The sequence below is a fragment of the Lysobacter sp. K5869 genome (assembly GCF_018847975.1).
In the GTDB taxonomy this organism is placed as follows: Bacteria; Pseudomonadota; Gammaproteobacteria; order Xanthomonadales; family Xanthomonadaceae; genus Lysobacter.
The window spans coordinates 3,350,755-3,376,691 of record NZ_CP072597.1; the positions used below are offsets into that span (position 1 = coordinate 3,350,755).

Annotated in this window: 17 protein-coding genes and 1 pseudogene; 7 read left to right on the forward strand and 11 right to left on the reverse strand. The window is 68.7% G+C overall.

The window, feature by feature from the left end; translation table 11 throughout:
- Window positions 1–125: 125 nt before the first annotated feature.
- From J5226_RS14500 to J5226_RS14515, 4 genes are all read right to left on the reverse strand, one after another.
- Entirely contained in the window at window positions 126–965 is an 840-nt protein-coding gene (locus J5226_RS14500) for an NAD-dependent protein deacetylase (RefSeq protein ID WP_215835181.1), read from the reverse strand.
- A 267-nt stretch (window positions 966–1,232) separates the two neighbouring features.
- Window positions 1,233–4,568, reverse strand: coding sequence for a YadA family autotransporter adhesin (locus tag J5226_RS14505; RefSeq protein ID WP_215835182.1), 3,336 nt, complete (start codon window positions 4,566–4,568; stop codon window positions 1,233–1,235).
- A gap of 332 nt (window positions 4,569–4,900) precedes the next feature.
- The gene (locus tag J5226_RS14510; RefSeq protein WP_215835183.1) at window positions 4,901–5,668 is read right to left on the reverse strand and encodes a winged helix-turn-helix domain-containing protein; all 768 of its coding nucleotides are present in this window, start codon (window positions 5,666–5,668) and stop codon (window positions 4,901–4,903) included.
- A 390-nt stretch (window positions 5,669–6,058) separates the two neighbouring features.
- Window positions 6,059–8,290, reverse strand: coding sequence for a M3 family metallopeptidase (locus tag J5226_RS14515; RefSeq protein ID WP_215835184.1), 2,232 nt, complete (start codon window positions 8,288–8,290; stop codon window positions 6,059–6,061).
- Window positions 8,291–8,483: 193 nt separating this feature from the next.
- Between J5226_RS14515 and J5226_RS14520 the strand changes: the two genes are divergently transcribed.
- The 4 genes from J5226_RS14520 (at window position 8,484) to J5226_RS14535 (ending at window position 14,299) form a co-directional block, all read left to right on the forward strand.
- Window positions 8,484–8,873: a VOC family protein gene (locus tag J5226_RS14520; protein WP_215835185.1), complete on the forward strand. Its 390-nt coding sequence runs from the start codon at window positions 8,484–8,486 to the stop codon at window positions 8,871–8,873.
- A gap of 73 nt (window positions 8,874–8,946) precedes the next feature.
- The gene (locus J5226_RS14525; protein ID WP_215835186.1) at window positions 8,947–11,001 is read left to right on the forward strand and encodes an amidohydrolase family protein; all 2,055 of its coding nucleotides are present in this window, start codon (window positions 8,947–8,949) and stop codon (window positions 10,999–11,001) included.
- Window positions 11,002–11,456: 455 nt separating this feature from the next.
- Window positions 11,457–13,598 carry a TonB-dependent receptor gene (locus tag J5226_RS14530; protein WP_255323115.1) on the forward strand — a complete coding sequence of 714 codons (2,142 nt, stop codon included), beginning with the start codon at window positions 11,457–11,459 and terminating at the stop codon, window positions 13,596–13,598.
- A 215-nt stretch (window positions 13,599–13,813) separates the two neighbouring features.
- Window positions 13,814–14,299 (forward strand): glutathione peroxidase, encoded by a 486-nt coding sequence (locus tag J5226_RS14535; protein ID WP_215835188.1) that lies wholly within the window; start codon window positions 13,814–13,816, stop codon window positions 14,297–14,299.
- 111 nt (window positions 14,300–14,410) lie between these two features.
- Here the strand turns inward: J5226_RS14535 and J5226_RS14540 are convergent, their stop codons facing one another.
- On the reverse strand, window positions 14,411–15,604 hold the full coding sequence (locus J5226_RS14540) for an acyltransferase family protein (protein ID WP_215835189.1): 1,194 nt from the start codon (window positions 15,602–15,604) through the stop codon (window positions 14,411–14,413).
- A gap of 154 nt (window positions 15,605–15,758) precedes the next feature.
- Here J5226_RS14540 and J5226_RS14545 point away from each other — a divergent pair, with 154 nt between their 5' ends.
- The gene (locus tag J5226_RS14545; protein WP_215835190.1) at window positions 15,759–16,676 is read left to right on the forward strand and encodes a LytTR family DNA-binding domain-containing protein; all 918 of its coding nucleotides are present in this window, start codon (window positions 15,759–15,761) and stop codon (window positions 16,674–16,676) included.
- Between the two features lie 25 nt (window positions 16,677–16,701).
- Here the strand turns inward: J5226_RS14545 and J5226_RS14550 are convergent, their stop codons facing one another.
- Together J5226_RS14550 and J5226_RS14555 are read right to left on the reverse strand one after the other, a co-directional pair.
- Window positions 16,702–17,292: a TlpA disulfide reductase family protein gene (locus J5226_RS14550; RefSeq protein WP_215835191.1), complete on the reverse strand. Its 591-nt coding sequence runs from the start codon at window positions 17,290–17,292 to the stop codon at window positions 16,702–16,704.
- A 4-nt stretch (window positions 17,293–17,296) separates the two neighbouring features.
- On the reverse strand, window positions 17,297–18,106 hold the full coding sequence (locus J5226_RS14555; protein ID WP_215835192.1) for a ferredoxin--NADP reductase: 810 nt from the start codon (window positions 18,104–18,106) through the stop codon (window positions 17,297–17,299).
- Between the two features lie 334 nt (window positions 18,107–18,440).
- Between J5226_RS14555 and J5226_RS14560 the strand changes: the two are divergent.
- Window positions 18,441–20,630, forward strand: a pseudogene (locus J5226_RS14560) (Tex family protein); the annotation flags it as partial.
- 270 nt (window positions 20,631–20,900) lie between these two features.
- Here J5226_RS14560 and J5226_RS14565 read toward each other — a convergent pair.
- The 4 genes from J5226_RS14565 to J5226_RS14580 all read right to left on the reverse strand — a co-directional run bounded on the left by J5226_RS14565 (window position 20,901) and on the right by J5226_RS14580 (window position 25,097).
- Entirely contained in the window at window positions 20,901–21,293 is a 393-nt protein-coding gene (locus tag J5226_RS14565) for a GFA family protein (RefSeq protein ID WP_215835194.1), read from the reverse strand.
- Between the two features lie 72 nt (window positions 21,294–21,365).
- The gene (locus J5226_RS14570) at window positions 21,366–22,556 is read right to left on the reverse strand and encodes a PQQ-dependent sugar dehydrogenase (RefSeq protein WP_215835195.1); all 1,191 of its coding nucleotides are present in this window, start codon (window positions 22,554–22,556) and stop codon (window positions 21,366–21,368) included.
- A gap of 195 nt (window positions 22,557–22,751) precedes the next feature.
- The gene (locus J5226_RS14575) at window positions 22,752–24,638 is read right to left on the reverse strand and encodes an ABC transporter ATP-binding protein (RefSeq protein ID WP_215835196.1); all 1,887 of its coding nucleotides are present in this window, start codon (window positions 24,636–24,638) and stop codon (window positions 22,752–22,754) included.
- 72 nt (window positions 24,639–24,710) lie between these two features.
- On the reverse strand, window positions 24,711–25,097 hold the full coding sequence (locus J5226_RS14580) for a RidA family protein (RefSeq protein ID WP_215835197.1): 387 nt from the start codon (window positions 25,095–25,097) through the stop codon (window positions 24,711–24,713).
- A 299-nt stretch (window positions 25,098–25,396) separates the two neighbouring features.
- On the opposite strand from J5226_RS14580, the gene J5226_RS14585 reads away from it, so the two are divergent.
- Entirely contained in the window at window positions 25,397–25,828 is a 432-nt protein-coding gene (locus tag J5226_RS14585) for a hypothetical protein (protein WP_215835198.1), read from the forward strand.
- The last annotated feature ends 109 nt before the right edge of the window (window positions 25,829–25,937 follow it).

The window sequence follows — 25,937 nt, forward strand, 5'->3', positions numbered from 1 at the left end:
GGTGCGTATCCCCCTGTAGGAGCGGCGCGAGCCGCGACCGCGACAACGCAACGACGACGACAGTTTCGGCGCAGTCGCGTTGTCGCGGTCGCGGCTCGCGCCGCTCCTACAGGGAGCAATCGCAACTACGCCAGCGCGGCATCCAAGGTCGCCCCGCAATCGGCTTCCAGCTTCAAGGTCGCGATCTCGTCCGCGCGCGTCACCCCGCGATTGAGCAAGGCCAGCGGCAGCCCCGCCTCGCGCGCCGCGCGGGCGAAGCGGAAGCCGGAATAGACCATCAGCGACGACCCCACCACCAGCATCGCGTCGGCCGCGGCCAGCGATTGCTGCGCGGCGGCCACGCGCGCGCGCGGGACGTTTTCGCCGAAGAACACCACGTCGGGTTTGAGCATGCCGCCGCAGGCGGCGCAGGGCGGGATCTGGAAGCGCTCGAACTCCAGGCCTTCCAGATCGGCGTCGCCGTCGGGCAGGGCGACCGCGCCGAGCCCTTGCCAGTCCGGATTGCGCCGCGCCAGTTCCTCCTGCACCTGCGCGCGCGGCTGGCGCGCGCCGCAGTCCAGGCACACCACTTCGTCGAGCCGGCCGTGCAGATCGACCACGTCGAGGCTGCCGGCGCGGCTGTGCAGGGCGTCGACGTTCTGCGTCACCAGCGCATGCGCCGGCTCGCGTTGCTGCCAGCGCGCCAGCGCGCGGTGCCCGGCATTGGGCTGAGCGCCGTCGAACGAAGGCCAACCGACGAAACTGCGCGCCCAGTAGCGCGACCGCGCGCGGGCGTCGCCGGTGAAGGCGCGGAAATCGATCGGCGGCTTGCGCTGCCACGCGCCGCTCTCGTCGCGGTAATGCGGAATCCCCGAGCCGGTGCTGATGCCCGCGCCGGTCAGCACGAACACGCGGCGGTGCGGGCGCAGCCAATCGCGCAGGCGTTGGGCGGCGTCGGAGTGGGACGGATCGGGCGTAGCGCTCATGACCACAGCATCGTTCAAAACTTCCGACTAAATAGCGACGCACCCCGCCTAAACCAAGCCCGCTCACGCCGCCTCACCGCCGCCGATCCGGGCATTCCGCGCGCTCGCCGTTCCCGACTCTCTCCATTTCGGCCTGCAAATAAAAAGCCGCCCGGATCGCTCCGGGCGGCTGGCTTCCCGCGGGCCGGGGGGCGGGCGGGTCGCCGGGGGGAGGTCCCAGTGTTCAGCGGCGAAGCCGCGTCGGCGCGCATCCGGCGGCCGGCGCGGTCACCACACGATGCCGGCGCCGACGGTCACGCCGACATCGCCCTTGGAGTTGCTGTTGCCCGAGAGCTTGTAGACATAGCGCCCGTCCTCGCTGATGGTGGAAATGCCGATGGCGAAGCCGCTTTCGCCGCGGAAACTGCTGGCCGCGACCGCCGCCATGCTCTTGCCGGGCATGTACGACTGCGGCAACCCGGCCACCGCCATCGCCGAGGCGACGCCGGCGCTGGCCTTGTCGTCGAGCCGGCCGATCTCGCGGCGCAGGCTGTTGCCCCAGTTGTCGGTGTACTGGTTCGAGGTGCTGATCGCGCGGTTCACGCCTTCGTTGAGCTGCTGCACGTTGACCGCGTCGGTGTTGGCGGTGCCGGCGCGGACGTTGCGGATCGTCACCGCCGCGCCGCCGTTGTTGAGCGTGACCTGGGTGTTGTTGACGCTGCCGTCGGGATTGCTGTCGTAGCGCACGGTGCCGCTCTGCGAGGCCTTGAGCTGGGCGACGTTGACCGCGTCGTTGTCCTGCGTGCCCGCGGCGACGTTGACCACTTGCCGCTTCTGCGTGGCGTTGCCCACCGACACCGTGTCGGCGCGGTCGGCCACCGCGCCCTGGCCGAGGGCGACCGCGCCGGACGCGCTGACGCTGGCGCTTTCGCCGACCGCGACCGCGTTGGTGGCGCCGGCGGCTACGGTGGAGTTCGCGCCCAAGGCGGTGCTGCCGTCGGCGTTGACCCGCGCATTGCCGCCGATCGCGGTGTCGTTGGCGCCGGCCGCGTAGCTGTCGCCGCCGATCGCGGTGGCATGGTCGCCGCCCGCGCTGGCGCTGGCGCCGACCGCGACGCCGCGCGAACCGTTGGCGACCGAGGCGTTGCCGGTGCCGTCGATGGCGATGCGCGGATCCGGCGTGGTCGCCGGCGGTAGATTGTCGATGCGGTTGTTGAGATTCGTGAGGCTGGCATCGACCGCGGCGAAGGCGGCGCCGATGTTGCTGTAGCTGCCGCCTTGCACGGTGTAGCTCGGCGCGCCGAACACGCCGCCGTTGAACAGCGAGCCGCCGCCGAAGATCGAGGCGATGGAATCGCCCATCGCGAAGATCTGCCCGCCGTTGATCGCTTGCAGGCTGCCGGCGGCGATTTGCCCGGCGGCGAGGTTGTCGAGCGTGGTGCCGGTGCCGGCCGGTCCGCGCAGGGTGATCGCCGCGTAGTTCGGATGGCCCGCGCCGTCGTCGTCGTACTGCACGGCGAAGGCGTTGCCGTTGCTCTGGCCGTTGTCGAGCGCGGTCAGCGCGGCGCCGACGTTGCTGTAGGTGTTGCCGCCGATGACGTAGCTCGGCGCGGTGAAGGTTCCGCCGGCGTTGAACACCGCGCCGCCGCCGAAGATGTTGGCGATGCCGGTGCCGAGGTTGAACAGCTGCCCGCCGTTGACCGCTTGCAGGCTGCCGGTGGCGATCTGCCCGGCGGCGAGGTTGTCGAGCGTGGTGCCGGTGCCGGCCGGTCCGCGCAGGGTGATTGCGGCGTAGTTGGGATGGCCGGCGCCGTCGTCGTCGTACTGCACCGCGAACGCGTTGCCGGCGTTGACGCCGTTGTCGAGCGCGCTCAGCGCGGCGCCGACGTTGGTGTAGGCGTTGCCGGCGATGACGTAGTTCGGCGCGGTGAACGTGCCGCCCGCGTTGAAGCCGGCGCCGCCGCCGAAAATGTTGGCGATGCCGGTGCCGAGGCCGAAGATCTGTCCGCCGTTGACCGCTTGCAGGCTGCCGGCGGCGATCTGCCCCGCGGCGAGATTGCCGAGCGTGGTGCCGGTGCCGGCCGGTCCGCGCAGGGTGATCGCGGCGTAGTTCGGGTTGCCGGCGCCGTCGTCGTCGTACTGCACCGCGAACGCGTCCAGGCTCTGCGCGTTGCCGTCGAGCGCGGCCAGCGCGGCGCCGACGTTGTTGTAGCCGTTGCCGGCGACGACATAGTTCGGCGCGGTCACCGTGCCGTCGGGCGCGACCGCCGCGCCGCCGCCCAAACGCTGCGCGTTGGACTGGCTGACCGCGAACAGTTGCGAGCCGTTGATCGCCTGCGTGCTGGCGGGATTGACCGCGCCGGCGCGCAGGTTGGACACCACGGTGCCGCCCGCGCCTTGCAGGGTGACGCTCTGCAAGTTCGGCGCGCCGCCGAGATCGTCGTACTTGACCGAGAACGGATCGCTCGCCGCGGTCGCCAACGCGCCCTGCAACTGGGCCAGATTGACCGCGTCGGTGCCGATGCTGCCGGGAGCGAGGTTGGTGAGCTTGCGCGGCGCGCCGGCCGCGCCGATCGAGACTTCGCCGGACGAGGTCTGCGGCGCGGCGAGGCCGAAGGCGGTGTATCCCGTCTGTGCGCCGACCTGGGTCGAGGAGCCGGCGCCGAGCGCGACGCTGTTGGCGTGGGTGGAGGTGGCGCCGAAACCGAGAATGGTCTGGCGGTCGGCGTTGCCGAAGCTGTTGTCGCCGATCAGCACCGAATTGCCCAAGCGCGCGGCGTAGTTGGTGTCCGGGCCGCCGGTGAAGCCGGCCGCGGCCGCGCTGATGGTCGGCAGCTGATGGCGCGCGTTGGTGCCCATGACGATGGTGTTGGAGCCGTTGGCGTAGCTGCCGTCGCCGATCAGCACCTGGTTGTTCTGCGCGGCGTTGGTGTGCCAGGTGCAGGCCAGGCCGATCACCACGCACGAAGCGTTGTTGTTGTTGCCGAAGTAGTTGCTGTCCTGGAATTGGATGTAGCTGTCGGATTGCACCGCGCCGATCAGGGTGAGGTGGTTGGCCGGCTGGTTGCCGTCCAGGTCGACCGCGTTGGGCGCTTGCACCAGATTGAGGATCAGCGAGAGGTAGGAGTAGTTGAAGTTGGCGCGGTCGATGGTCAGGCAGCCGGTGCCGAGCAAACCGCAGGCTTGGTAGTCGGCGCCGAGCAGCCAGTTGTTGAGGTACTGGACCAAGCCGGGCAGGGTGTTGTTGAGCGCCGGCGGCGGTTCGATGATGCTCATCGGCGAGACCATGCCGCCGTCGAATGCGCTGGCCGAACTCCAGGTGTCGGCGTTGGGCATGCCGTCGAGCACGAGCGGCAGCAACGGCGCGGGGCTGGCGAAGGGATCGGTGTCGCTGGCGGAGGGCGCGGCGGTGTCCTCGCTCGCCGTCGTCGCGGCGGTTTCGGCGGCGGCGAGTTCGGTCGCGGCGACATCGCCCGCCGCGGGTTCGGCGGCCGCGGCCGGACGCGCGAGCAAGGCCAGGGCCACGCAGGCGGCGAGCAGCGAGGCGCGCAGAGGGGTGAGGGAAAGGGATCGATCGGCGTGGGCGATGCGGGAGCGGACGTGACGCGGGTGGCGCTGGATCATGGCGGCCTCCGTCGGGTCGTGCGGATGTCGGGTGCGAGCCGATCGGCATCGCGGGCGCCAGGCGCGCGGCGCGGCCGCCTTGCGGCCGTGATCGAATGAGTCCTGATTCCCCCGGTGCCGGTGCCGTCCGGGTTCGCTGGCGCGAGCGGCGCATCGGCGAATGCAGGCTAGGCAGCGTTCGCTAACAAAGCACTCATGCTGCTTCACTCTCGCTCACTTGCGATCACCATCGCATTACGCATCGCCGCGTGCGACGGCGAAAAACGCAAACGGCGGCCGAAGCCGCCGTCGTTTCGCGTTCAAGCGCCGGGCTCACGCCGGCATCGCGCGCTTCAACCGTTCGCGCGCACGATCGTGCACAGGTAACCCATGCCGCGCACCGCGCGCAGCGGCAACGGCAGCGGGCTCATCAGCGCGACCTTCTTGCGCAGCCGGTAGATCAGCATTTCCAAACGATGCGGATCGAAGTCGTAGACGTCGTTGGTCAGCGAACCGATCAGGCTGTCGTGCGACACCGGATGGCCGCCGGCGCCGGTGTTGACCAGGCGCAGCAACACGCTGCGTTCGGGCGCGCTGAGGTCGATGCTGGCGCCGTCGGGCGTGCGCAGGGTCCAACCGTCCAACGCCAGCTCCCACTCGGGCTGGCCGCCGCCGGTGCGGGTGGGCAGGGCGCGCATGTGGTGCTGCAGGCTGTGCATCGCGGTGACGACGGTGGCCAGGCCGTCCAGGTCCACCGGCTTGCGGAAACAGGCGTCGGCGATCTCGTGGTAGGGGTCGGATTGGCCGCCGTAACCGGCGTCGGCATCGAGCACGATGATGCCGATGTCGGAATGCTGGCGCAGATGCAGGGCGACGTTGCGCGGGTTGTCATCGGGCAGGTCGCTGGCGATGACCGCGATGTCGCACGGCGCGCTCAGCAGGTTGCGGTACAACGCGGTGGCGTTGGCGCATTCGACGATGGCGAACTGGCGGCTGAGCAGGGAGTGCTGGATCTGCTGGCGCAGGTGGGGGTCGCGTTCGACGACGGCGACCCGGCGGCTGTTGCGGTGGTCGGCGCCGTTGGCGCCGGAGCCGGGGTGGACTGGTGAAATGGCGGCCATCCTGATGTCCCCTGTTGATCGAACTTCAAGCTGTTTTATGTGAGTAAAAACAGTGCCGTCGATATCCAATATCAGGTTAGTGGGGGTCCATTGGAATCTAATGTGACATAAATCTTTATTCGCCAAAAGTCCTCTAAAAACAGGCAATTAATGCTCAATATTTAGATCGTGATAACGGATCGAATGAGGTCCTTGTGCGCTCCAACGCAAGAAGGGCGGCGCACCGGACACGGTACGCCGCCCTTTTTGCGCCGGGCCGGCGGAAGCCGGTCCAGCGGGGTTTCAGCGGATATTTCGGCCGGCCCGCGAGGCCGGCGCGGAGCCGGCCCGGCGGGTGTTCGGCGCGCGGACCGGACCGGCGCGAGGCCGGCCCGGCGAGGCCGTCGGGACTTACTTGCCCTTGGCCGCGGGCTGGGTGGCCGGCGCGGTCAGGCCGCGGCGTTCCAGCAGCGGCTGGATCTGCGGCTCGTGGCCGGAGAAATCGCGGAACAGCTGCAGCGCGTCCTTGCTGCCGCCGCGCGAGAGCAGGGTGGCGCGGAAACGGTCGCCGTTCTCGCGGGTCAGGCCGCCGTGCTGCTTGATCCATTCCACGGTGTTGGCGTCGAGCACTTCCGACCAGATATACGCGTAATAACCGGCCGCATACCCGCCCATGATGTGGCTGAAATACGTGGTGCGGTAACGCGGCGGCACCGGCGGGTAGTAAATGCCGTCCTGCTTGAGCGCGGCGGTTTCGAACGCGATCACGTCCTTGGCCGCCGGCACTTTCGACAGGTCGCCGATCTGGTGGTAGTTCTGGTCCAGCATCGCCGCGCCGAGGTATTCGGTGGTGGCGAAACCCTGATTGAACTTCGACGCCGCCAGCACCTTGTCGAGCAATTCCTTCGGCATCGGCTGGCCGTTTTGGTAATGCTTGGCGTAGTTGGCCAGCACCGACGGCCAGTCGGCCCACATCTCGTTGACCTGCGAGGGGAACTCGACGAAGTCGCGCGGCACGCTGGTGCCGGAGAAGTAGGGGTACTTCACGTTCGAGAACATGCCGTGCAGGGCATGGCCGAACTCATGGAACATCGTGGTGACCTCGTCCCAGGTCATCAGCGTCGGCTTGCCGGCCGGCGGCTTGGGAATATTGAGATGGTTCGCGACCACCGGCAGGGTGCCGAACAGTTCGGACTGCTCGACGTAGGAGTTCATCCACGCGCCGCCGCGCTTGGAATCGCGCGCGTACATGTCGGCGATGAAGATCGCCAGCTGCTTGCCGTTGGCGTCGAACACGTCGTAGGCGCTGACGTCGTCGCGGTACAGCGGCAGGTCGGTGCGCTGCTTGAACTTCAGGCCGTAGAGCTGGCCGGCGGCGTAGAACACCCCGTTTTCCAGCACGTTCTTCATCTCGAAGTAGGGCTTGAGCTCGGCTTCGTCGAATGCGAACTTGTCCTTGCGCACCTTCTCGGCGTAGAACGCCCAGTCCCACGGCTCGAGCTGGAAGCTCTTCTCGCCCTTGGCGGCCTGTTCCTTGTCGATCATCGCCTGCAGGTCGGCGGCCTCGCGCTTGGCGTTGGCGACCGCGGCCGGAGCGAGCTGGCCGAGCATCTTGTTGACCGCCTCGGGCGACTTCGCGGTTTCGTCCTCGAGCACGTAGGCCGCGTAGTTCGGGTAGCCCATCATCTTCGCGCGCTCGGCGCGCAGGGCGACGACCTTGGAGACGATGGCGGTGTTGTCGTACTGGTTGCCGCGGCTGCCGCGGATCACCGAAGCCTTGTGCAGCTTCTCGCGCAGGGCGCGGTTGGTCAGGTCGGTTTCCGGCGGCTGGCCGGTGGTGTTGAGCAGGGTCAGCAGGTACTTGCCTTGCAGGCCGCGGCCCTTGGCGGCTTCGGCGGCGGCGGCGATGCGCTCGTCCGACAGGCCGTTCAATTCTTCCTTGGTGTCGACGACGATCGCCGAATCCTTGACCTCGGCCAGCACGTTGGTGCTGAACTTGGAACCCAGTTCGGCCAGCTCGGCGTTGATCGCCTTGAGCTTGGTCTTCTGCGCCTCGTCGAGGTTGGCGCCGGAGCGCACGAAATCGGAGTGGTAGCGCTCGATCAGGCGCACGCTCTCCGCGTCGAGGCCGAGCGAGGCGCGCTTGTCGAACAGGTCCTTGATGCGCGCGAACAGCTTCGGGTTCAGCGAGATCGCGTCGCGGTGCGCGGCCAGCTTGGGCGCGTAGGTCTGCTGCAGCTTCTCGCGGGTCGGGTTGGTGTCGGTGCCGGCGAGGTTGAAGAAGGTCGAGACGCTGCGGCTCAGGATCTGGCCCGAGCGCTCCAGCGCGACGATGGTGTTGTCGAAGGTGGCCGGCTCGGGGTTGTCGGCGATGGCCGCGACTTCCTTGAGCTGGTCGGCCATGCCGCGATCGAAGGCCGGGGCGAAATCGGCGTCCTTGATCTTGTCGAACTGCGGGAAGTGCAGCGGCAGCGGGCTGGGCTGGAAGAACGGATTCGCGCTCGTCTTGGCGTCGGCGGTCGATTTCTCGGTCTTGTCGGTCACGGTCTTATCGGTTTTGGCCTGGGCCTGGGCATTGTGGGCCAGGCCGGGGACGGTGGCGATCAGGGCCACGGCCAGCGCCACGGCGAGCGGGTGCTTCATGTGCTTCAACCTCGTCAAAGGGAACCTGGAAGCCTACCCGATGGCTCCCGGGCCAGCCCATGACGAAAGGCATAGGCCGCGCGCGGCGGGCGCCGCAGGGGAGAAACCGGCAGATCGCGCATGACCAACCGCCCGGGCGGGGGCCGGGCGGGGCGGTTTACACTCCGGCGACTTCACGCCGGGAGCCGCCAGGATGGGCCAGACCCCCAATGCGCAAGCCTTCGTGCCGATGGTGCACGTCGTCAGCGTCGCGCGCGCCGCCGAGTATTACGCCGTGCTCGGTTTCTTCATGGGCAACGTCCACCGCACGCCCGAATGCGGCGACGAGGTGGTGTGGGCCCGGATGCAAAACCCCGGCGGCGCCGAATTCATGCTGGTGCGCGCCGACGGTCCGATCGACGACGGCGTCCAGGGCGTGCTGTTCTACGTCTACTGCGACGACGTCGACGCCATGCGCGAGCGCGTGATCGCCGCCGGCTACGAAGCCGGCCCGATGGGCTACCCGTTCTACCGCCCCAAAGGCGAATTCCGCTCGCGCGACCCCGACGGTTATGTGCTGATGATTACCCACAGCCAAGACTGAGCCCCGACGCCCCGACTACGTTCCTCGTTCCTCTTCACTCGTTCCTCAACCCAACCCAGCGAGCCCAACCCCGATGACCTTCCCGCGTCCGAGCCTGCCGCGCCGCACCCTCGCCCTGACCCTGCTGCTGAGCCTCAGCGCCTCCGCGCTGGCGGCCGAAACCACGCGCTATCTGGCCCTGGTCGACGGCGGCAAGCAGGCCGGCCAGCAGGTGGTGACGCGCGCCGACGACGGCACCTACACCGTCGATTTCGTGTTCAAGGACAACGGCCGCGGCCCCGAGTTGAAGGAAACCTACACCCTGGCCGAGGACGGCACCTACCGCCGCTACGCGGTGCAGGGCACCTCGACCTTCGGCGCCAAGGTCGAGGAGAGCTTCGAGCGCGACGGCGACACCGCGCGCTGGAAGAGCAAGTCCGACCACGGCGAAATCAAGGTGTCCGGCACCGGCTTGTACTCGCCGCTGGGCGGCACCCCGGCCGGCATGTCGGTGGCGCTGGGCGCGCTGTCCAAGCGCGCCGACGGCAAGCTGCCGCTGCTGCCGGGCGGCAGCCTGAGCGCGCGCAAGCTCGGCGACGCCAAGGTGACCCGCGACGGCAAGAGCCAGACCGTGCAACTGCTGGCGCTGACCGGCCAGGGCTTCACCCCCAACTTCGTCTGGGCCACCAACGACGCCCAGCCGCGCGTGTTCGCGCTGATCTATCCCGGCTTCCTGCAGTTGATCGAGGAAGGCTGGCAGGCCAACGCCGGCGCGCTGGAAACCCAGCAGAAAGCCGCCGAAGGCGAGCTGCTGGTGGACCTGCGCAAGAAGCTCGGCCACGACTTCGCCGGCACCACGCTGATCCGCGACGTGCGCGTGTTCGACAGCGAGAAGGCGACGCTGGGCGCGGCCACCGACGTGCTGGTGCGCGACGGCAAGATCGTCTCGGTCGGCAAGGCGGGCAAGGACGTCAAGGCCGAGCGCACCGTCGACGGCAAGGGCAAGACGCTGCTGCCGGGCCTGTTCGACATGCACGGCCACGTCTCGCGCTGGGACGGCGGCCTCAACATCGCCGCCGGCGTGACCACGGTGCGCGACATGGGCAACGACAACGCCACGCTGCAGCAGATGATCGGCGAGATCAAGGGCGGCACGCTGATGTCGCCGAACGTGGTCCCGGCCGGCTTCATCGAGGGCGAGAGCAACTACTCCGCGCGCAACGGCTTCGTGATCAAGAACCTCGACGAAGCCAAGCAGGCGGTGGACTGGTATCACGAGCACGGCTACCCGCAGATCAAGATCTACAACTCCTTCCCCAAGGCGGTGCTGCGCGACACCGTCGCCTACGCGCACAGCAAGGGCATGCGCGTGAGCGGCCACGTGCCGGCGTTCCTGCGCGCGCAGGACGTGGTCGATCAGGGCTTCGACGAAATCCAGCACATCAACCAGCTGCTGCTGAACTTCTTCGTCGACGACAAGACCGACACGCGCACGCTGCAGCGCTTCTATCTGGTGGCCGAAAAGGCCGCCGACCTGGACCTGGATTCCAAGCCGGTGCAGGACTTCATCAACACCTTGGCGACGAAGAAGATCGCGATCGATCCGACCCTGGCGACGTTCGAATTCCTGCACCAGCGCGAAGGCGAACTGTCGCCGATCTTCGCCGCGGTCGACACGCACCTGCCGCCGGACGTGCAGCGCGGCCGCCGCGCGGCGGAGATGAACATTCCCGACGACGCCACCTGGCAGCGCTACAACAAGTCCTACGACAAGGCGGTGGAATTCGTCGGCCGCGCCTACAAGGCCGGCGTACCGCTGTTGGCCGGCACCGACGAGGTGCCCGGCTTCACCTTGCAGCACGAACTCGCGCTGTACGTGCGCGCCGGTCTGACCCCGGCGCAGGCGCTGCAGGTGGCGACCTGGAACGCGGCCAAGGTCGCGCGCGTGGACGCCGACCGCGGGTCGGTCGCGGCCGGCAAGCGTTCGGACCTGATCCTGATCGACGGCGATCCGACCCGCGACATCGGCGACCTGCGCAAGATTTCGCTGGTGCTGCAGGGCCAGACCGCGTACTACCCGAGCGAGGTGTACGCCGAGCTCGGGGTGAAGCCGTTCGCGCCGCCGGCGAAGGTGGTGTCGGCGAAGTAAGCGCGACGGGCGGGTAGCGCGTTCGTTTCCACACTGCCGCGCCGCCGCCCGGCCCAAGCGGCCGATCCGAATAGGGCCATCCCCAGCTTGCCCCCGTTCGAGTACAGGCTCTTTAATGATTTGGTAACATTCGCCGGTCAATGAGCCGACCACGGCGCGGGCCGATCCGCGTCAACGGCCGCCAAGGGGCGGTCCGATCGACCATCGCCGTCAGCCCGCGCCCCATCCCCCGTACGCCGGGAGCGCACGCCGCGGCGGTTTCCCAAGCACTGGCGCCGCGCGCGCCTCGTCCACCGAGAAACCCGACCATGTCCAAGCACCTTGGTGCTCCCCGTCGTCATGCCCTGGCCCTGGCCGTCGGCCTGACCTTCGTTTCCTCCGTCGCCTTCGCCCAGGACGCCCCGCCCGCCGCGGCCGCTCCCGCCGCCGGCGAAGCCAAGACCCTCGACGCGCTGATGGTGACCGCGCAGCGCAAGGTCGAACGCGCCAAGGACGTGCCGGTCGCGCTGACCACCGTGGACCGCGAAAAGCTGCACGTGCTCGGCTCCGGCGGCGGCGACATCCGCTTCCTGTCCGGCCGCCTGCCCAGCCTCAACATCGAATCCTCGTTCGGCCGCGCCTTCCCGCGCTTCTACATCCGCGGCCTGGGCAACACCGACTTCGATTTGAACGCCTCCCAGCCGGTGTCGCTGGTGTACGACGACATCGTGCTCGAGAACCCGCTGCTCAAGGGCTTCCCGGTGTTCGACCTGGAGAACGTCGAACTGCTGCGCGGCCCGCAGGGCACGCTGTTCGGCCGCAACACCCCGGCCGGCGTGGTCAAGTTCGAATCGGCCAAGCCGACCCGCGAGCTGGAAGGCTACGGCCAGATTTCCTACGGCACCTACGGCACCACCAACTTCGAAGGCGCGATCAGCGGCCCGCTCGGCCAGAACTGGTCCGGCCGCGCCTCGGCGCTGTTCCAGCGCCGCGACGATTGGGTCGACAACACCAACCCGAACGCGCGCACCAACAAGAAGCTGGAAGGCTACGACGAATCCGCGCTGCGCCTGCAGCTGCAGTACGACGGCAGCGACACCTTCCACGCGCTGTTCAACGTGCACGCGCGCCGGCTCAACGGCACCGCGCGCCTGTTCCGCGCGATGCTGTTCAAGAAGGGCACCAACGACCTGTTCGACGGCTTCGACGTCGACAAGGTCGGCATCGACGGCCGCAACTACCAGCGCCTGAAGACCTTCGGCGCCAGCGCCAAGCTGAGCTGGGACCTGTCGAACGAACTGACCCTGTACTCGATCACCGGCTACGAGACCGCCGATTCGATCAGCCGCGGCGACATCGACGGCGGCATCGGCGCGATGTTCCTGCCCGGCGGCAGCACCCCGGCCGGCATTCCGTTCACCGCCGAATCCGCCGACGGTCTGCCCGACCATCGCCAGATCACCCAGGAATTCCGCCTGGAATCCAACTACTCCGGCCCGTTCAACTGGCAGGCCGGCCTGTTCTACTTCGACGAAGACATCACCGTCGACAGCCTGAACTACGACACCCTGGGCGGCGGCGTGCAGGCCGGCCATGCGCAGCAGAAGCAGCGCAACAAGGCCTGGGCGGCGTTCGGTTCGGTCGAATACGCGGTGACCGAGCGCTTCAAGCTGCGCGGCGGCCTGCGCTACACCCAGGACAAGAAGGACTTCAGCGCCAGCGTGCTGCAGAGCGCGCCGTTCGGCGCGCCGGTGTCGGGCCCGTTCAAGGTCAACACCGATGTGGACGACGTCAGCTGGGACGTCAGCGGCGTGTTCCAGGCCACCGACGCGGTGAATCTGTACGCCCGCGTCGCCAAGGGCTTCCGCGCGCCCAGCATCCAGGGCCGCCTGCTGTTCCAGACCCCGCCGCGTCCGTCGGTGGCCGACGCCGAAAAGGTCATTTCGTACGAAGCCGGCGTCAAGGCCGACCTGTTCGACAAGCGCGCGCGCCTGGGCGTGGCGCTGTTCCGCTACAACGTCGACAACCAGCAGATCAACGCCGTCGGCGGCGCGCTCAACCAGACCATCCTGCTCAACGCCGACAAGACCGTCGGCCAGGGCGTGGAAGTCGACTTCGACGCGTACGTCACCGACAACCTGATGGTGACCTTCGGCGCCAGCTACAACGACACCGAGATCAAGGACGCCAATCTGTTCGTCGCTCCGTGCGGCGGCGGCTGCACCGTCACCGATCCGCTGGTGGTGCGCAACGGCCAGACCTTGGCGGCGATCGACGGCAACCCGTTGCCGCAGGCGCCGAAGTGGGTCTACAACCTGACCGCGCGCTACAGCCTGCCGCTGGCCAACGGCAACGAGTTCTACGTGTTCACCGATTGGTCCTACCGCAGCGAAGTGAACTTCTTCCTGTACGAGGCCAAGGAATTCCGCGGCAAGTCGCTGACCGAAGGCGGCCTGCGCGTGGGCTATATGTGGGACAACGGCCGTTACGACGTCGCCCTGTACGGCCGCAACATCCTCGATGAGGTGCGCGCGGTCGGCGGTATCGACTTCAACAACCTGGTCGGTTTCGTCAACGATCCGCGCATCGTCGGCGTCGAGTTCAAGGCGCAGTTCTGATCGCGTCGGCGTCCGCATGAATTGATTCGCGAACCTTCGCGAAAACGGCCCGCTTCGGCGGGCCGTTTTTTTTGCGCGGCGCCTCGCGCGCGGCGGCGGACCCGCGTCACCGAAGCGAAGCGTGACCGCCGTGGCCGTCCGCGCCGCGCGGCGGACAAAGCCCGCGCCGACGCGCTATCGTTCCGCCACCGCCCCTCCTCGCCGCGAGCGCCGCCATGACCACCGCCTACGATTTCTCCGCAACCGACATCGACGGCCACGACCAGTCGCTGGACCGCTACCGCGGCAAGGTGCTGCTGATCGTCAACGTCGCCTCCAAGTGCGGCTTCACCCCGCAGTACACCGGCCTGGAAAAATTGCAGCGCGACTTCCAGACCCGCGGCTTCGACGTGTTGGGGTTCCCCTGCGACCAGTTCGGCCATCAGGAGCCGGGCGACGAGGCGGAGATCAAGGAATTCTGTTCGCTGACCTACGACGTGACCTTCCCGATGTACGCCAAGGTCGACGTCAACGGCGACAAGGCGCATCCGCTGTGGAAGTGGCTGAAGGACGAGAAGGGCGGCTTCCTCGGCATCGATGCGATCAAGTGGAACTTCACCAAGTTCCTGGTCGGTCGCGACGGGCGCGTGCTCAAGCGTTACGCGCCGACGGACAAGCCCGAGTCGATCGTGGCGGATATCGAGAAAGCGCTGGCGGCTTGAGGCGGGCGGGGGCGCGCCGCAGGTGAAGCTCTGGATGCCCGCTTTCGCGGGCAGGACGGCAGGCGAGCGCGCCGCGCCTGCGTCGCGGCGCGCCAGGAACGACTTCGCGCTTCAAGCCGGTTCCGGCGCCACGGCCGGTCCGGCGCTCGCCGGCGCCGCCGCGCGCCCCTTGCGCGCCTTCAACCCGAAGCACGGCCGCAACAGCGGCACCCGCCGGATGATCTCGTGCAGCACGAAGCAGCCCGCCACGGTGCCGGTCAGCACGATCGCCGGTTCCGCCACCGGGCCGAACTTCAGCGGCAGCACCCAGTAGGCGATCAGCACGATCAGGCTCTGGTGCAGCACGTACCAGGGATAGACCGCCTCGGTCGCCCACGGCAGCCAGCGCAGCGGCCGGTTCAACAAGCGATGCGACCAGCCCAGGATCGCGCACAGCGCGGTCCAGATGTAGACGCTGCGCAAGGTCCAGATCAGGTACTGCACGCTGTCGGGCACGTCTTCCGGCAACAGCGTCAGCATCGCCACGTACACCGCGAACAGCAGCGGCGCCAAGGCCAGCGTGCGCCGGCGCAGGCGGGTCAGCTCGGCCCACAGGCCGGCGTCGTTGCCGAGCCAGTAGCCGTAGAGGAACACGGTGAAATAGATCGAGTGGCGGTACCCATCGTGGATGAGGTCGCCGGTGTCCTTGAAATGCGGCTGCAGCAGGATCGAGAACAGCGCCAGCGGCAACGCCGGCAAAAGCAGCAGCGCCCAACCGCGCAACGAGGCCAGCGCGGCTTGCAGGCGCTGGCCGGCGCGGCTGCGCAGCAGCGGCAGCAGCGCGGTCAGCGCCACCGTGTAGACCCACAGATAGACCAAGTACCACAGGTGGTTCCAGGTGAAGCCGTACTGCCAGCCGTCGAACGCGCCCTGCGGCCAAGGCTTGAATTGGTAGTAGCGCAGCAGGAACGCGCCGAAGCCCGGTTCGACCAGGCCGTTGGCCACGCCCTGGGCGTAGGGCTGGATCGGCACCACGAACAGGCAGCCGAAGGTCAGCGGCAGCAGCAGGCGCCAGCTGCGCTGGGCCAGGAAGCGGCCCGCGCCGGTGCCGCGCAGCAGGAAGTGCACCGACAGGCCGGAGATCAGGAAGATCAGGTCCATGCGCCAGCGGTTGACCAGCAGCATCGGCCACTGCAAGCCCTGCGACAGGTGCGGGCTCTTGAGGTGCCAGCCCCAGTCGGCGACGTAGAGCATGGCGCAGTGGTAGAGGATCAGCAGGCAGAAGGCGAGGGCGCGCAGGGCGTCGATGTCGTAGCGGCGTTGCATGGTCGGCTCGCGCTGGGAAGAGGAGCGAACCTTGCGCGTTCAAGCACTTGCGCGGCATCGCGGGGTGACCGGACGGGGCGAGGCGGGGACGGGACGCGGTCCGTGGGGACGGCCGGTTGCCGTCCCGGGCCGGTCGCGGGCGAGAATGCGCGGCATGAACGCCGAAGCGCCCGCGCCCCTCGCCGCCGTCCCGTCCGCCGCCGCGCCCGAGCGCAGCGCCTGGGACCGTTACCGGCCCTGGCGCCGGCCGGCCGAGATCGCCTTCTGGGTCGCGCTGTTCGCGGTCAACGCCGCTGCCGGCACCCTGACCGCGATCATCGACATCCACCGCTACGGCCTCCACATCCCCGACTGGGCGCCGCTGGTGTGGGAGACCAGCAGCTGCGCGACCGCGCTGGCGCTGGTGCCGGCGCTGGTCTGGTTCACCCGCGTGGTGCCGCTGCAGCTGGACGGCTGGCGCCGGGCGCTGGCCTTGCACTTGCTCGCCAGCGTGGCTTGGTCGGTGCTGCACGTGGTCGGCATGGTCGCGATCCGGCAGGCGGTCTACGCCAGCCTGGGCGAGCGCTACGAACTCGGCGGCTGGGGCCTCAATCTGGTCTACGAATACCTGAAGGACGCGCGGTCCTACGGCTACATGGTGCTGTGGATCGAGGGCTACCGGCTGCTGCTGCGGCGCTTGCAGGGCGAGGCCAGCGTGCTGGCGCCGCCCGACGATCTGCCCGCGCCGGCCCAGGCCGAGCGCCCGGAGCGCTTCTTGGTGCGCAAGCTCGGCAAAGAGTTTTTGGTCGCGGCCAACGAAGTGGAGTGGCTGCAGGCCTCGTCCAACTACGTCAACCTGCGCGTGCGCGGCCGCGACTACCCGCTGCGCAGCACGATGGCGGCGATCGAGGGCCAGCTCGATCCGGCCCGGTTCGCGCGCGTGCACCGCAGCTACATCGTCAACCTGGATTGCGTCGGCGAGATCGAACCGCTGGAGAGCGGCGACGCCCGCATCACCATGCGCGACGGCAGCCATGTGCCGTGCAGCCGGCGCTATCGCGGGGCGCTGCGGCGCGAGCGGCGGGCCGGGTAGGGCGCGGCGCGGTCGCCGCGCGGCGTCATGGGGCGGCTTTGCGCGCGGCTTGCGGCGGCAGCAGCGGCGCCAGTTCGCGCACGAACTGTTCGATCTTCTCAGGCGAATAGCCGCGGTGCGCCTGCACCAGTGTGCCGTCGCGGTCGACCACGAACAGGTTCGGCACCGTGCGCACGCCGTAGTAGCGCGCGGCGCTGCCGGGGTCGCGGACGAAGTTCAGGTCCAGCGACGGGTTGAGGCGCAGGAAGTCTTCGTAATCGCGCTTGGGTTCGTTGAGATTGACCGCGATCACCTGCAGATGCTCGCGGCCCACCGAGCGCTGCAGGGTCGAAAGCATCGGCAGTTCGCGCCGGCACGGCGCGCACCAGCCGGCCCAGAAGCTGATCACCACCGGCGTGCCGCGGTAATCGCTGACCTTGACCGGCTGGCCGCGGCGGTCGAGGCCCAGGAAATCCGGCGCGGGTTCGCCGAGCGCGGGCGCGGCGGACGCGGGACGGGCCGTCGTGGCAGGCGTCGCGGAAACGGCGCGGACCGAGGTCGCGGCCGTGGGCGCCTGCGCCCAGGCGGGCGCGCCCGCGAACGCGAGCATCAGGCCGGCGACGAGCGCGCGGCCCACGCGTTCACTTCTCGACGAACGCACGCTCGAACACATACTGCCCCGGCGTACCGATGCGCGGCGCGGCGGCGAAGCCGCGGCGGTCGAGCAGTTCGCGGAAGTCGGCCAGCATCTGCGGGCTGCCGCAGATCATCGCGCGGTCGTGCTCGGCGTCCAGCGGCGGCAGGCCGAGCTGTTCCATCATCCGGCCCGAATCCATCATCTGGGTCAGGCGGCCGCGCTGGTCGCGGCCGTCGAACACGAAGTCCTCGCGGCTCACCGCCGGGTAGTACTTGAGCTTGGCGGCGATCTGCTCGCCGAGGAACTCGTGCTGCGGCAGTTCGTGGACGATGTAGTCGCGGTACGCCAGATCCTGCTCGCTGCGCACGCCGTGGCAGAGCACCACGTGGTCGAAGCGCTCGTAAGTCTCGGGATCCTTGATCACCGACAGCCACGGCGCGAAGCCGGTGCCGGTGCCGAGCAAATACAGATTGCGGCCCGGATGCAGGTCGTGGATCAGCAAGGTGCCGGTGGGCTTGCGCCCGATCAGCACGCTGTCGCCGGGCTGGATCGACTTCAGGCGCGAGGTCAGCGGGCCGTTCGGCACCTTGATGCTGAAGAACTCGAGCTGCTCCTCCCAGTTGGCGCTGGCGATGGAATACGCGCGCAGCAGCGGCTTGACCACGCCGCTCTCGTTCGCGACCTGCAGCCCGATCATCACGAACTGGCCGTTCTCGAAGCGGAAACCGTCGTCGCGGGTGGTGGTGAAGCTGAAGTAGTCGTCGGTCCAGTGACGGACGTCCAGCACCGTCTCGGTGCCAAAGGCGGAGGACATTGCGCGGTGGGGTGGTGGAGCGGGGCGGCTAGTGTACTCGATGGGATGAGAGCGATTCTTATCTGGGGCAGGGGAAAGAAGGGAAAGAGGGGAACAGGGAAGGGCGGGGCGTCTCTGGATCGGGGGAAAGAGGGGAATGAAGGGAACGGGGAAGGGCGAGGACGTGGCGGCTCATAGGGCCCCCTTTCGACGATCCGCCCACAGCGCGGCGACCCCACCATTCCCTGTTCCCCTCATTCCCCCTTTCCCCTCTCCTGTCAACGGGTTCCCCATCCCCCCCAGCATTGCGACAATCCCCGCGCGCCCCGCGGTCGGGGCTAGACGATTGGAAACGATGCAAGACCAGAACGCGCAGTCCGCACAGATCGCCCGCAAGATCGCCCTGACCATCGCCGGCGAGATCGCCGCCCAGCCGTCGCAGGTCCAGGCCGCGGTCGGCCTGCTCGACGAGGGCGCGACGGTTCCCTTCATCGCCCGTTACCGCAAGGAAGTCACCGGCGGCCTCGACGACACCCAGCTGCGCGATCTGGAATCGCGCCTGCGCTACTTGCGCGAGCTGGAAGACCGTCGCGCCGCGGTGCTGGAAAGCATCGCCGAGCAGGGCAAGCTCAGCGACGAGCTGCGCGCCGACATCGAGGCCGCCGACAGCAAGGCGCGGCTGGAAGACTTGTACCTGCCGTACAAGCCCAAGCGCCGGACCAAGGCGCAGATCGCGCGCGAAGCCGGGCTGGAGCCGCTGGCCGACGCGCTGCTGGCCGATCCGATGCTCAAGCCGGAGGACTACGCCGCCGGTTTCGTCAGCGAAGAAAAGCAGGTCGCCGACGTCAAGGCCGCGCTCGACGGCGCCCGCGCGATCCTGATGGAGCGCTGGGCCGAAGACGCCAAGCTGGTCGGTGAATTGCGCGGCTGGCTGACCGAGGTCGGCGTGATCCGCGCGCGCGTGGCCGAGGGCAAGGAAAACGAAGGCGCCAAGTACCGCGATTACTTCGACCACGCCGAATCGCTGGCCAAGATCCCCTCGCATCGCCTGCTCGCGCTGTTCCGCGCGCGCCGCGAGGAAATCCTGTTCCTCGACCTCGACCCGGGCAGCGACGCCGAAGCCGGCCACCAGCAAGGCGAGGGCCGCGTCGCGGTCAACGCCGGCATCCGCGATCAGGGCCGTCCGGCCGACCGCTGGCTGCTCGATTGCTGCCGCCTGACCTGGCGCGCCAAGCTGCACCTGCACCTGTTGCTGGACCTGTTCGGTCAGGCGCGCGAGAAGGCCGAAGCCGAGGCCATCGACGTGTTCGGCGACAACCTCAAGGACCTGATGCTGGCCGCGCCGGCCGGTCCGCGCGCGGTGCTCGGCCTCGACCCGGGCCTGCGCACCGGCGTCAAGGTCGCCGTGGTCGACGCCACCGGCAAGTTCGTCGCCCACGACACCATCTACCCGCACGAGCCGCGCAAGCAGTGGGACCAGTCGCTGCACACGCTGCGCGCGCTGTGCCTCAAGCACGGCGTCGAGCTGATCGCGATCGGCAACGGCACCGCCTCGCGCGAGACCGACAAGCTCGCCGGCGACCTGATCAAGCTCATGGCCGAGGCCAAGCTGAGCAAGGCCGTGGTCAGCGAAGCCGGCGCGTCGGTGTATTCGGCGTCCGAATTCGCCTCGAAGGAGTTCCCGGACCTGGACGTGAGCATCCGCGGCGCGGTGTCGATCGCGCGGCGTCTGCAGGATCCGCTGGCCGAGCTGGTCAAGATCGAACCCAAGGCGATCGGCGTGGGCCAGTACCAGCACGACGTCGACCAATACCGCCTCGCCCGCGCGCTCGACGCGCGCGTGGAGGACTGCGTGAACGCGGTCGGCGTGCTGGTCAACACCGCGTCGGCGCCGCTGCTGGCGCGGGTCTCGGGCCTGTCCTCGACCGTGGCCGAGAACATCGTCCGCCACCGCGACGAGAACGGCCCGTTCAAGACCCGCAAGGAACTGCTCAAGGTGCCGCGCCTGGGCGAGAAGACCTTCGAGCAATGCGCCGGCTTCCTGCGCATCGTCGACGGCGACGAGCCGCTGGACGCCTCGGCCGTGCACCCGGAGGCGTATCCGGTGGTCGAGCGCATCGTCAAGCAGTGCGGCCGCGAGGTGAAGCAACTGCTCGGCGATCCGCAGTTCGTGCGCAGCCTGAAGCCGGAGCCTTACACCGACGAGAAGTTCGGCGTGCCGACCGTGCGCGACATCCTCAAGGAAATGGAAAAGCCCGGCCGCGATCCGCGCCCGGAGTTCAAGGCGGCCAAGTTCGCCGACGGCGTCGAGGACCTCAAGGACCTCAAGGTCGGCATGATCCTGGAAGGCGTGATCAGCAACGTCGCCGCGTTCGGCGCGTTCGTCGACATCGGCGTGCACCAGGACGGCCTGATCCACATCTCGGCGCTGTCGGACAAGTACGTCAAGGATCCGCGCGACGTGGTCAAGGCCGGCGACGTGGTCAAGGTGCGGGTGCTGGAAGTGGACATCCCGCGCAAGCGCATCGCCCTGACCCGGCGCCTGGACGACGCGGTGCCCGCGCCGCGCGCGCCGGGCGAACGCGGCGGCGGCAATGAGCCGCGCGGCAACGACCGCGGCCCGCGCGGCGGCGGCAACCGCCGCGATCAGCCGCAGCCGCGCGGCGGTTCGTTCGCGCCGCCGGGCAAGGGCTCGGCGCCGCTGGGCGGGGCGTTGGCCGACGCGTTCGCGCGGGCCAAGCAGAAGTCCTGAGCCGCGCGTTCGCGCACTGCGAAAAAGCCGCCTTTCGGGGCGGCTTTTTCGTTGCGGCGAGGTTTATTCCTCGGTGCGGCCGGTCGCTTCGCGATTGCGCTCGTAGCGCTTGGCGAGCGGAAACGGCGGCAGCCACGATTCGCGGCGGACCGTCCAGCTTTCGTAAGTCGGCCTCAGTTGGTCCGGCGCGTCGAGCGCGCCCAGATGCACCTCGATCTCGTCCCCGCACCGCGCGAACACCGAGGAACCGCAGCGCGCGCAGAAGTGGCGGTCCTGGTAGGCGCGGGTTTCGCCTTCGATGCGCACCGCGGTCTCGGCAAAGATCGCCGCCGCGTAGAACAGCGCGCCGTGATGCTTGCGGCAATCCAGGCAATGGCACAGCGCCACCCGGTACGGACGGCCGAAGGCCTCGAGGCGGACATCGCCGCACAGGCAACCGCCGGTGTATCGCTCCATCGCGCGTCTCCTTCGATGCCGCGCGGCGCGAACGGCGAGCTCAGGCCCGCGCGTTCGCGAACGCGCGCGGCGTCATTTCGCCTTCGGCGGCTCGATCCGCAGCAGCTTGCCGTCGTTCTCGTCGGTCAGCGCATACACCTGGCCGTCGGCCGACACGCGCACGTCGCGGATGCGCCAGCCCAGCGGTTTGAGCAGGCGCTCTTCCTCGACGATCTTGTCGCCGTCCAGACTCAGCCGGATCAAGCTGCCATCGGCGAGCGCGCCGAGGAACAGGCTGTCGTTCCAAGCCGAGCCCGCGTGCCCGGTGTAGAAAGCCATGCCGGACAGCGCCGGCGAGACTTCCCACACGTGATACGGCGATTCCATGCCGGGTTTTTCCTTGCCTTCGGCCTCGGCGATCTTGGAGCCGTTGTAGTCGATGCCGTACGTGACGATCGGCCAGCCGTAGTTCTTGCCCGGCTGCGGCCGGTTGATCTCGTCGCCGCCGCGCGGGCCGTGCTCGGCTTCCCACAGCGTGCCGGTGCGCGGATCCACCGCCAGCGACTGCATGTTGCGATGGCCGTAGCTCCAGATTTCCGGGCGCGCATCGCTACGACCCACAAACGGATTGTCGGCCGGCACGCTGCCGTCGAGATTGAGCCGCACCAGCTTGCCTTGCAGCTTGTCGAGCTGCTGCGCGGCCATGCGCTGCTGGCGCTCGCCCTGGGTGATGAACACGTGGCCCTGGCCGTCGAAGGCGATGCGCGAACCGAAGTGATTCGGGCCAACCAGCTTGGGCTGCTGCTGATAGATGCGTTCGACCTCGCTCAACGCGTCGGCGCCGAGCGTCGCCGACGCGACCGCGGTGCCGGCGCTGCCGTCCGCGCCGGGTTCGGCGTAGCTCAGATAGATGCGTCGGCTGCTCGCGAAATCCGGCGCCAGCACCACGTCGAGCAAGCCGCCCTGGCCCTGCGCCCAGACCTCGGGCACGTTCTTCAGCGGTGCGGAGACCGCGCCGTCGGCGCTTACGCGGCGCAGACGGCCCGGCCGTTCGGTGACCAGGAAGCCGCCGTCGGGCAGCAGCGCGACCGCCCACGGATGCTCGAAACCGCTGGCGACTTCGGTGATCCGCACGTCGCCCAGCTTGCTCGGCGAGGAATAGGTTTCGGCCTTCGCCGGCGCCGGTTTGGGCGCGGCGGCGTTGGCGTCGTTGCCGCGCTGGCAGGCGGCGAGGCTGAGCAGCAGCGCGGCGGCGAGGGCGGCGCGGGGTAGGGAGGCGGTCATGGATCGCTCCGAAACGGTGAGAACGTGGCCTCGACCATAGCCCGGCGCGGAGCACGGGACAATTCGACTTTGTTGGCGATTTGTGCGCTTGCGCGGTGGATGCGGTATGGCGGTCGCGGCTTGCGCCGCTCCTACAGGTGGCCCATGCAGGAGCGGCGCAAGCCGCGACCGCGAATCTTCACGCGCCGATGCGACTTACCGATACCCGGCCGCCTGCAACTCGAACAACTCCGCATACCGCCCGCCCTGCGCCAACAACGCCTCGTGCGTCCCGCTGGCCTCCAACCGCCCCTGCGCCAACACCAGAATCCGGTCGGCCATGCGCACGCTCGAGAACCGGTGCGAGATCAACACCGCGGTCTTCTCCTGCGACAACTCCTTGAACCGCTGAAACACCTCGAACTCGGCGCGCGCATCCAGCGCCGCGGTCGGTTCGTCGAGAATCATCACCTGCGCATCGCGCATGTAGGCGCGGGCGATGGCGATCTTCTGCCACTGCCCGCCCGACAGGTCCACGCCGGTCTTGAAGCGCCGCCCGATCGGCTGGTCGTAACCGCGCGGCAAGCCGTCGATGACCTCGTCGGCCATCGCGCGCCGCGCCGCCTCGCGGATGCGTTCGGCGTCGCCCATCGCATCGATCTGGCCGACGCCGATGTTTTCGCCGGCGGTGAGGTCGTAGCGGACGAAGTCCTGGAAGATCACGCCGATGCTCGCGCGCAGTTCGTCCAGGTCGTACTCGCGCAGGTCGCGGCCGTCGAGCAGGATGCGGCCTTCGTCCGGGTCGTACAGCCGCGCCAGCAGTTTGACCAAGGTGGTCTTGCCGGCGCCGTTCTCGCCGACCAGGGCCAGCACTTCGCCAGCGCGCAGCTCGAAACTGACTCCGCGCAGCGCCCAGCGTTCGGCGTCGGGATAGCGGAAGCCGACATTCTCGAACGCGAAGCCGCGCCGGATCGGCCGCGGCACTTGCGCGGGATCGGCAGGCGAGGCGATTTCCGGGCGGATGCGGAAGAACGAGAACAGATCGTCGAGGTACAGCGCTTGCCCGGCGACTTGCGAGAAACCGACCAACAGCCCTTCCAGCAATTGGCGCAGTCGACGAAAACTACCGGCCAAAAAGGTGAGGTCGCCGATGCTGAAATCGCCCTTCACCGTACGCCACGCGATATAGCCGTACGCGACGTAATAGCCCAACGTCCCCAACCCCGCCAACACCGTCCCCCACAGCGCGCGGCGGCGGGCGAGGGCGCGGTTGGCGGCGAAGAACTTGTCGGCCAACTGGCGATAGCGCGCGATCAGGAAACGATGAAGGTTGAAGATCTTCACCTCCTTCGCCGTTTCCACGCTCGCGCCCATCTGCCGCACGTATTCGAGCTGGCGCCGCTCCGGCGTCCAGGCGTAGTTGAGCGAATAGCTCAGCGCGTTGAAATGCGCTTCGCCGACGAAGGCCGGAATCAGCGCCACCGCCAGCAGCGCGATCAGCCACGGCGCGTAGACCAACAGGCCGACCGCGAAGCTGATCACGGTGATGGTGTCCTGCACCTGCCCGAACAACTGGCTCATCAGGCTCATGCGGCCGACGGTCTGGCGGCGCGCGCGGTCGAGGCGGTCTTGCAGGTCGGGGTCTTCGAAATCCTCCAGGTCCAGGGTCGCGGCGTGCTCCATCAAGCGCACGCTGGTGGCGTTGGTGAACAGCTCCGAGAGCATCTGGTCGCCGTAGCTGACCACGCGCCCGAGCAGGTCCGAGCCCACCGCCAGGCCGAATTCGAGCAGCAACAGCGCGGCCAGGGTGTCGAGCCGACCGCCGCTCCAGGCCTGGGCCAGCGAATCGACGTGCAGGCCGGAGGCGACCAGCCGCACCGCTTCGTCGATGATGAGCTTGCCGACGTACAAGGTCGCGATCGGCAGCAGCGCGCGGATCAGGCGCAGGCCGAGGGTGATCAGGGTCAGGGTCGGGCTGGTCGCCCAGATCTGCCTGAGGAACGGCGGCAGATTGCGCAGCGCGGCGAAGCGCTCGCGCAGGCTGGGCTTGCCGGCGTGGCTGTGCGGCGCGCGCGGCGCCGCGGTGTCGGCGGAGGAGGGCATGGCCGCGATTGTGCCGCCTGCGGCGTGAAGCGGCGAGGCGGCCGGCGCTCGCGGCGCGCCGTCCGTCCGCGCTCAGACCGCGGCCATCGCCTCCACTTCGAGCTTCCAGCGCGGATCGAGCAGGCGGCAGCACACGACCGTGGACGAGGGGCGGTGGCCGCCGAGGTACTTCAGCCGCAGTTGCACGTTGGCTTCGTCGTCGGCCGGGTCGGCCAGATACGTGCGCAGCGAGATCAGGTTGGCGTAGTCCATGCCGGCCGCGCGCAGCAGCGTGCCCAGGTGCTGCCAGATCAGCTCGCCCTGGGCTTCGAACGACTCGGGCATCGTCGCGCCGTCGGCGAGATAGCCGTTGAGCCCGCTGACGACGAGCAGGCGCGCCGGCCCGGCGACTTCGGTGGCGTGGCTGTAGCCGCGATAGGGCGGGAACAGTTCCGGCGGGTTGTGGCTGAGGATGGGCATGGCGGTTCCTGGAGGGCGAGGGCGGCGCGCGGATCGCGCCGATGCGGCGATCGCGGCCGATGGCGAGGGGTGGCGAGGCGCCGGACGTCGGGAGTCTGGCACGGGCGGATGACCGCGCGTTGTGCGGTGATTGCGGTGCGTGGCATCCGCGCTGCCGCTGGCGTAGGTTGGCGTCGGACCGGGATGCCGGACGCCGGGAACGGGCGGAAACGCCAGTTGCGCTTGTCGCATCCGAGTTCCCGTTGTGGCGCGCATCGTCGCGTCGTTTCCGGGGCGAACGACGAAGCAGGGAGGCGGGAATGGGTGACGCGTGGACGACGGGAAAGCGGGCGTGCGCTGCGGCGGTCGTCGCGATCGCGGTCGCACATCCCGAAGCCAGGGCCTCGGATTTTGCCAGCCTCTTCTACGCCATCGTGGTCGCCTTCTACCTCGGCTTCGCGGTGATCTATGCGTTGACCTGGTTTCTGGCGCGATTGATCCCGTCGCGCCCGTGGCGGCTGCTGCCGCATGCGCTGGTGTTGGCGACAATGTTCGCGCCCTCCGGGCGGGAGTGGTATCCGGCCGCGGTAATGATGGTCTTGGACGAGCAACGCCGGACGATCTGCCTGTTGAGCATCGGCGCGAGCGCGCTGATCGTCTGGCTGGTGCTGTGGGCGATGACCGGCCCGGCGAGCGACCGACTGGGGTTGCGGGGCGCAGCGGCCGACGAGGAAAAACCCGGCGGGGGTTGAGCAGATCGCGTGAGCGCGAGCCTTGGCTTTAGCCGCTGCAACGCGGCCGGCGCCTTCCCGATCAACAAGTTAGCGCCATCGTGGGGCAGCGGCCGGCCAGCCGGGTAGA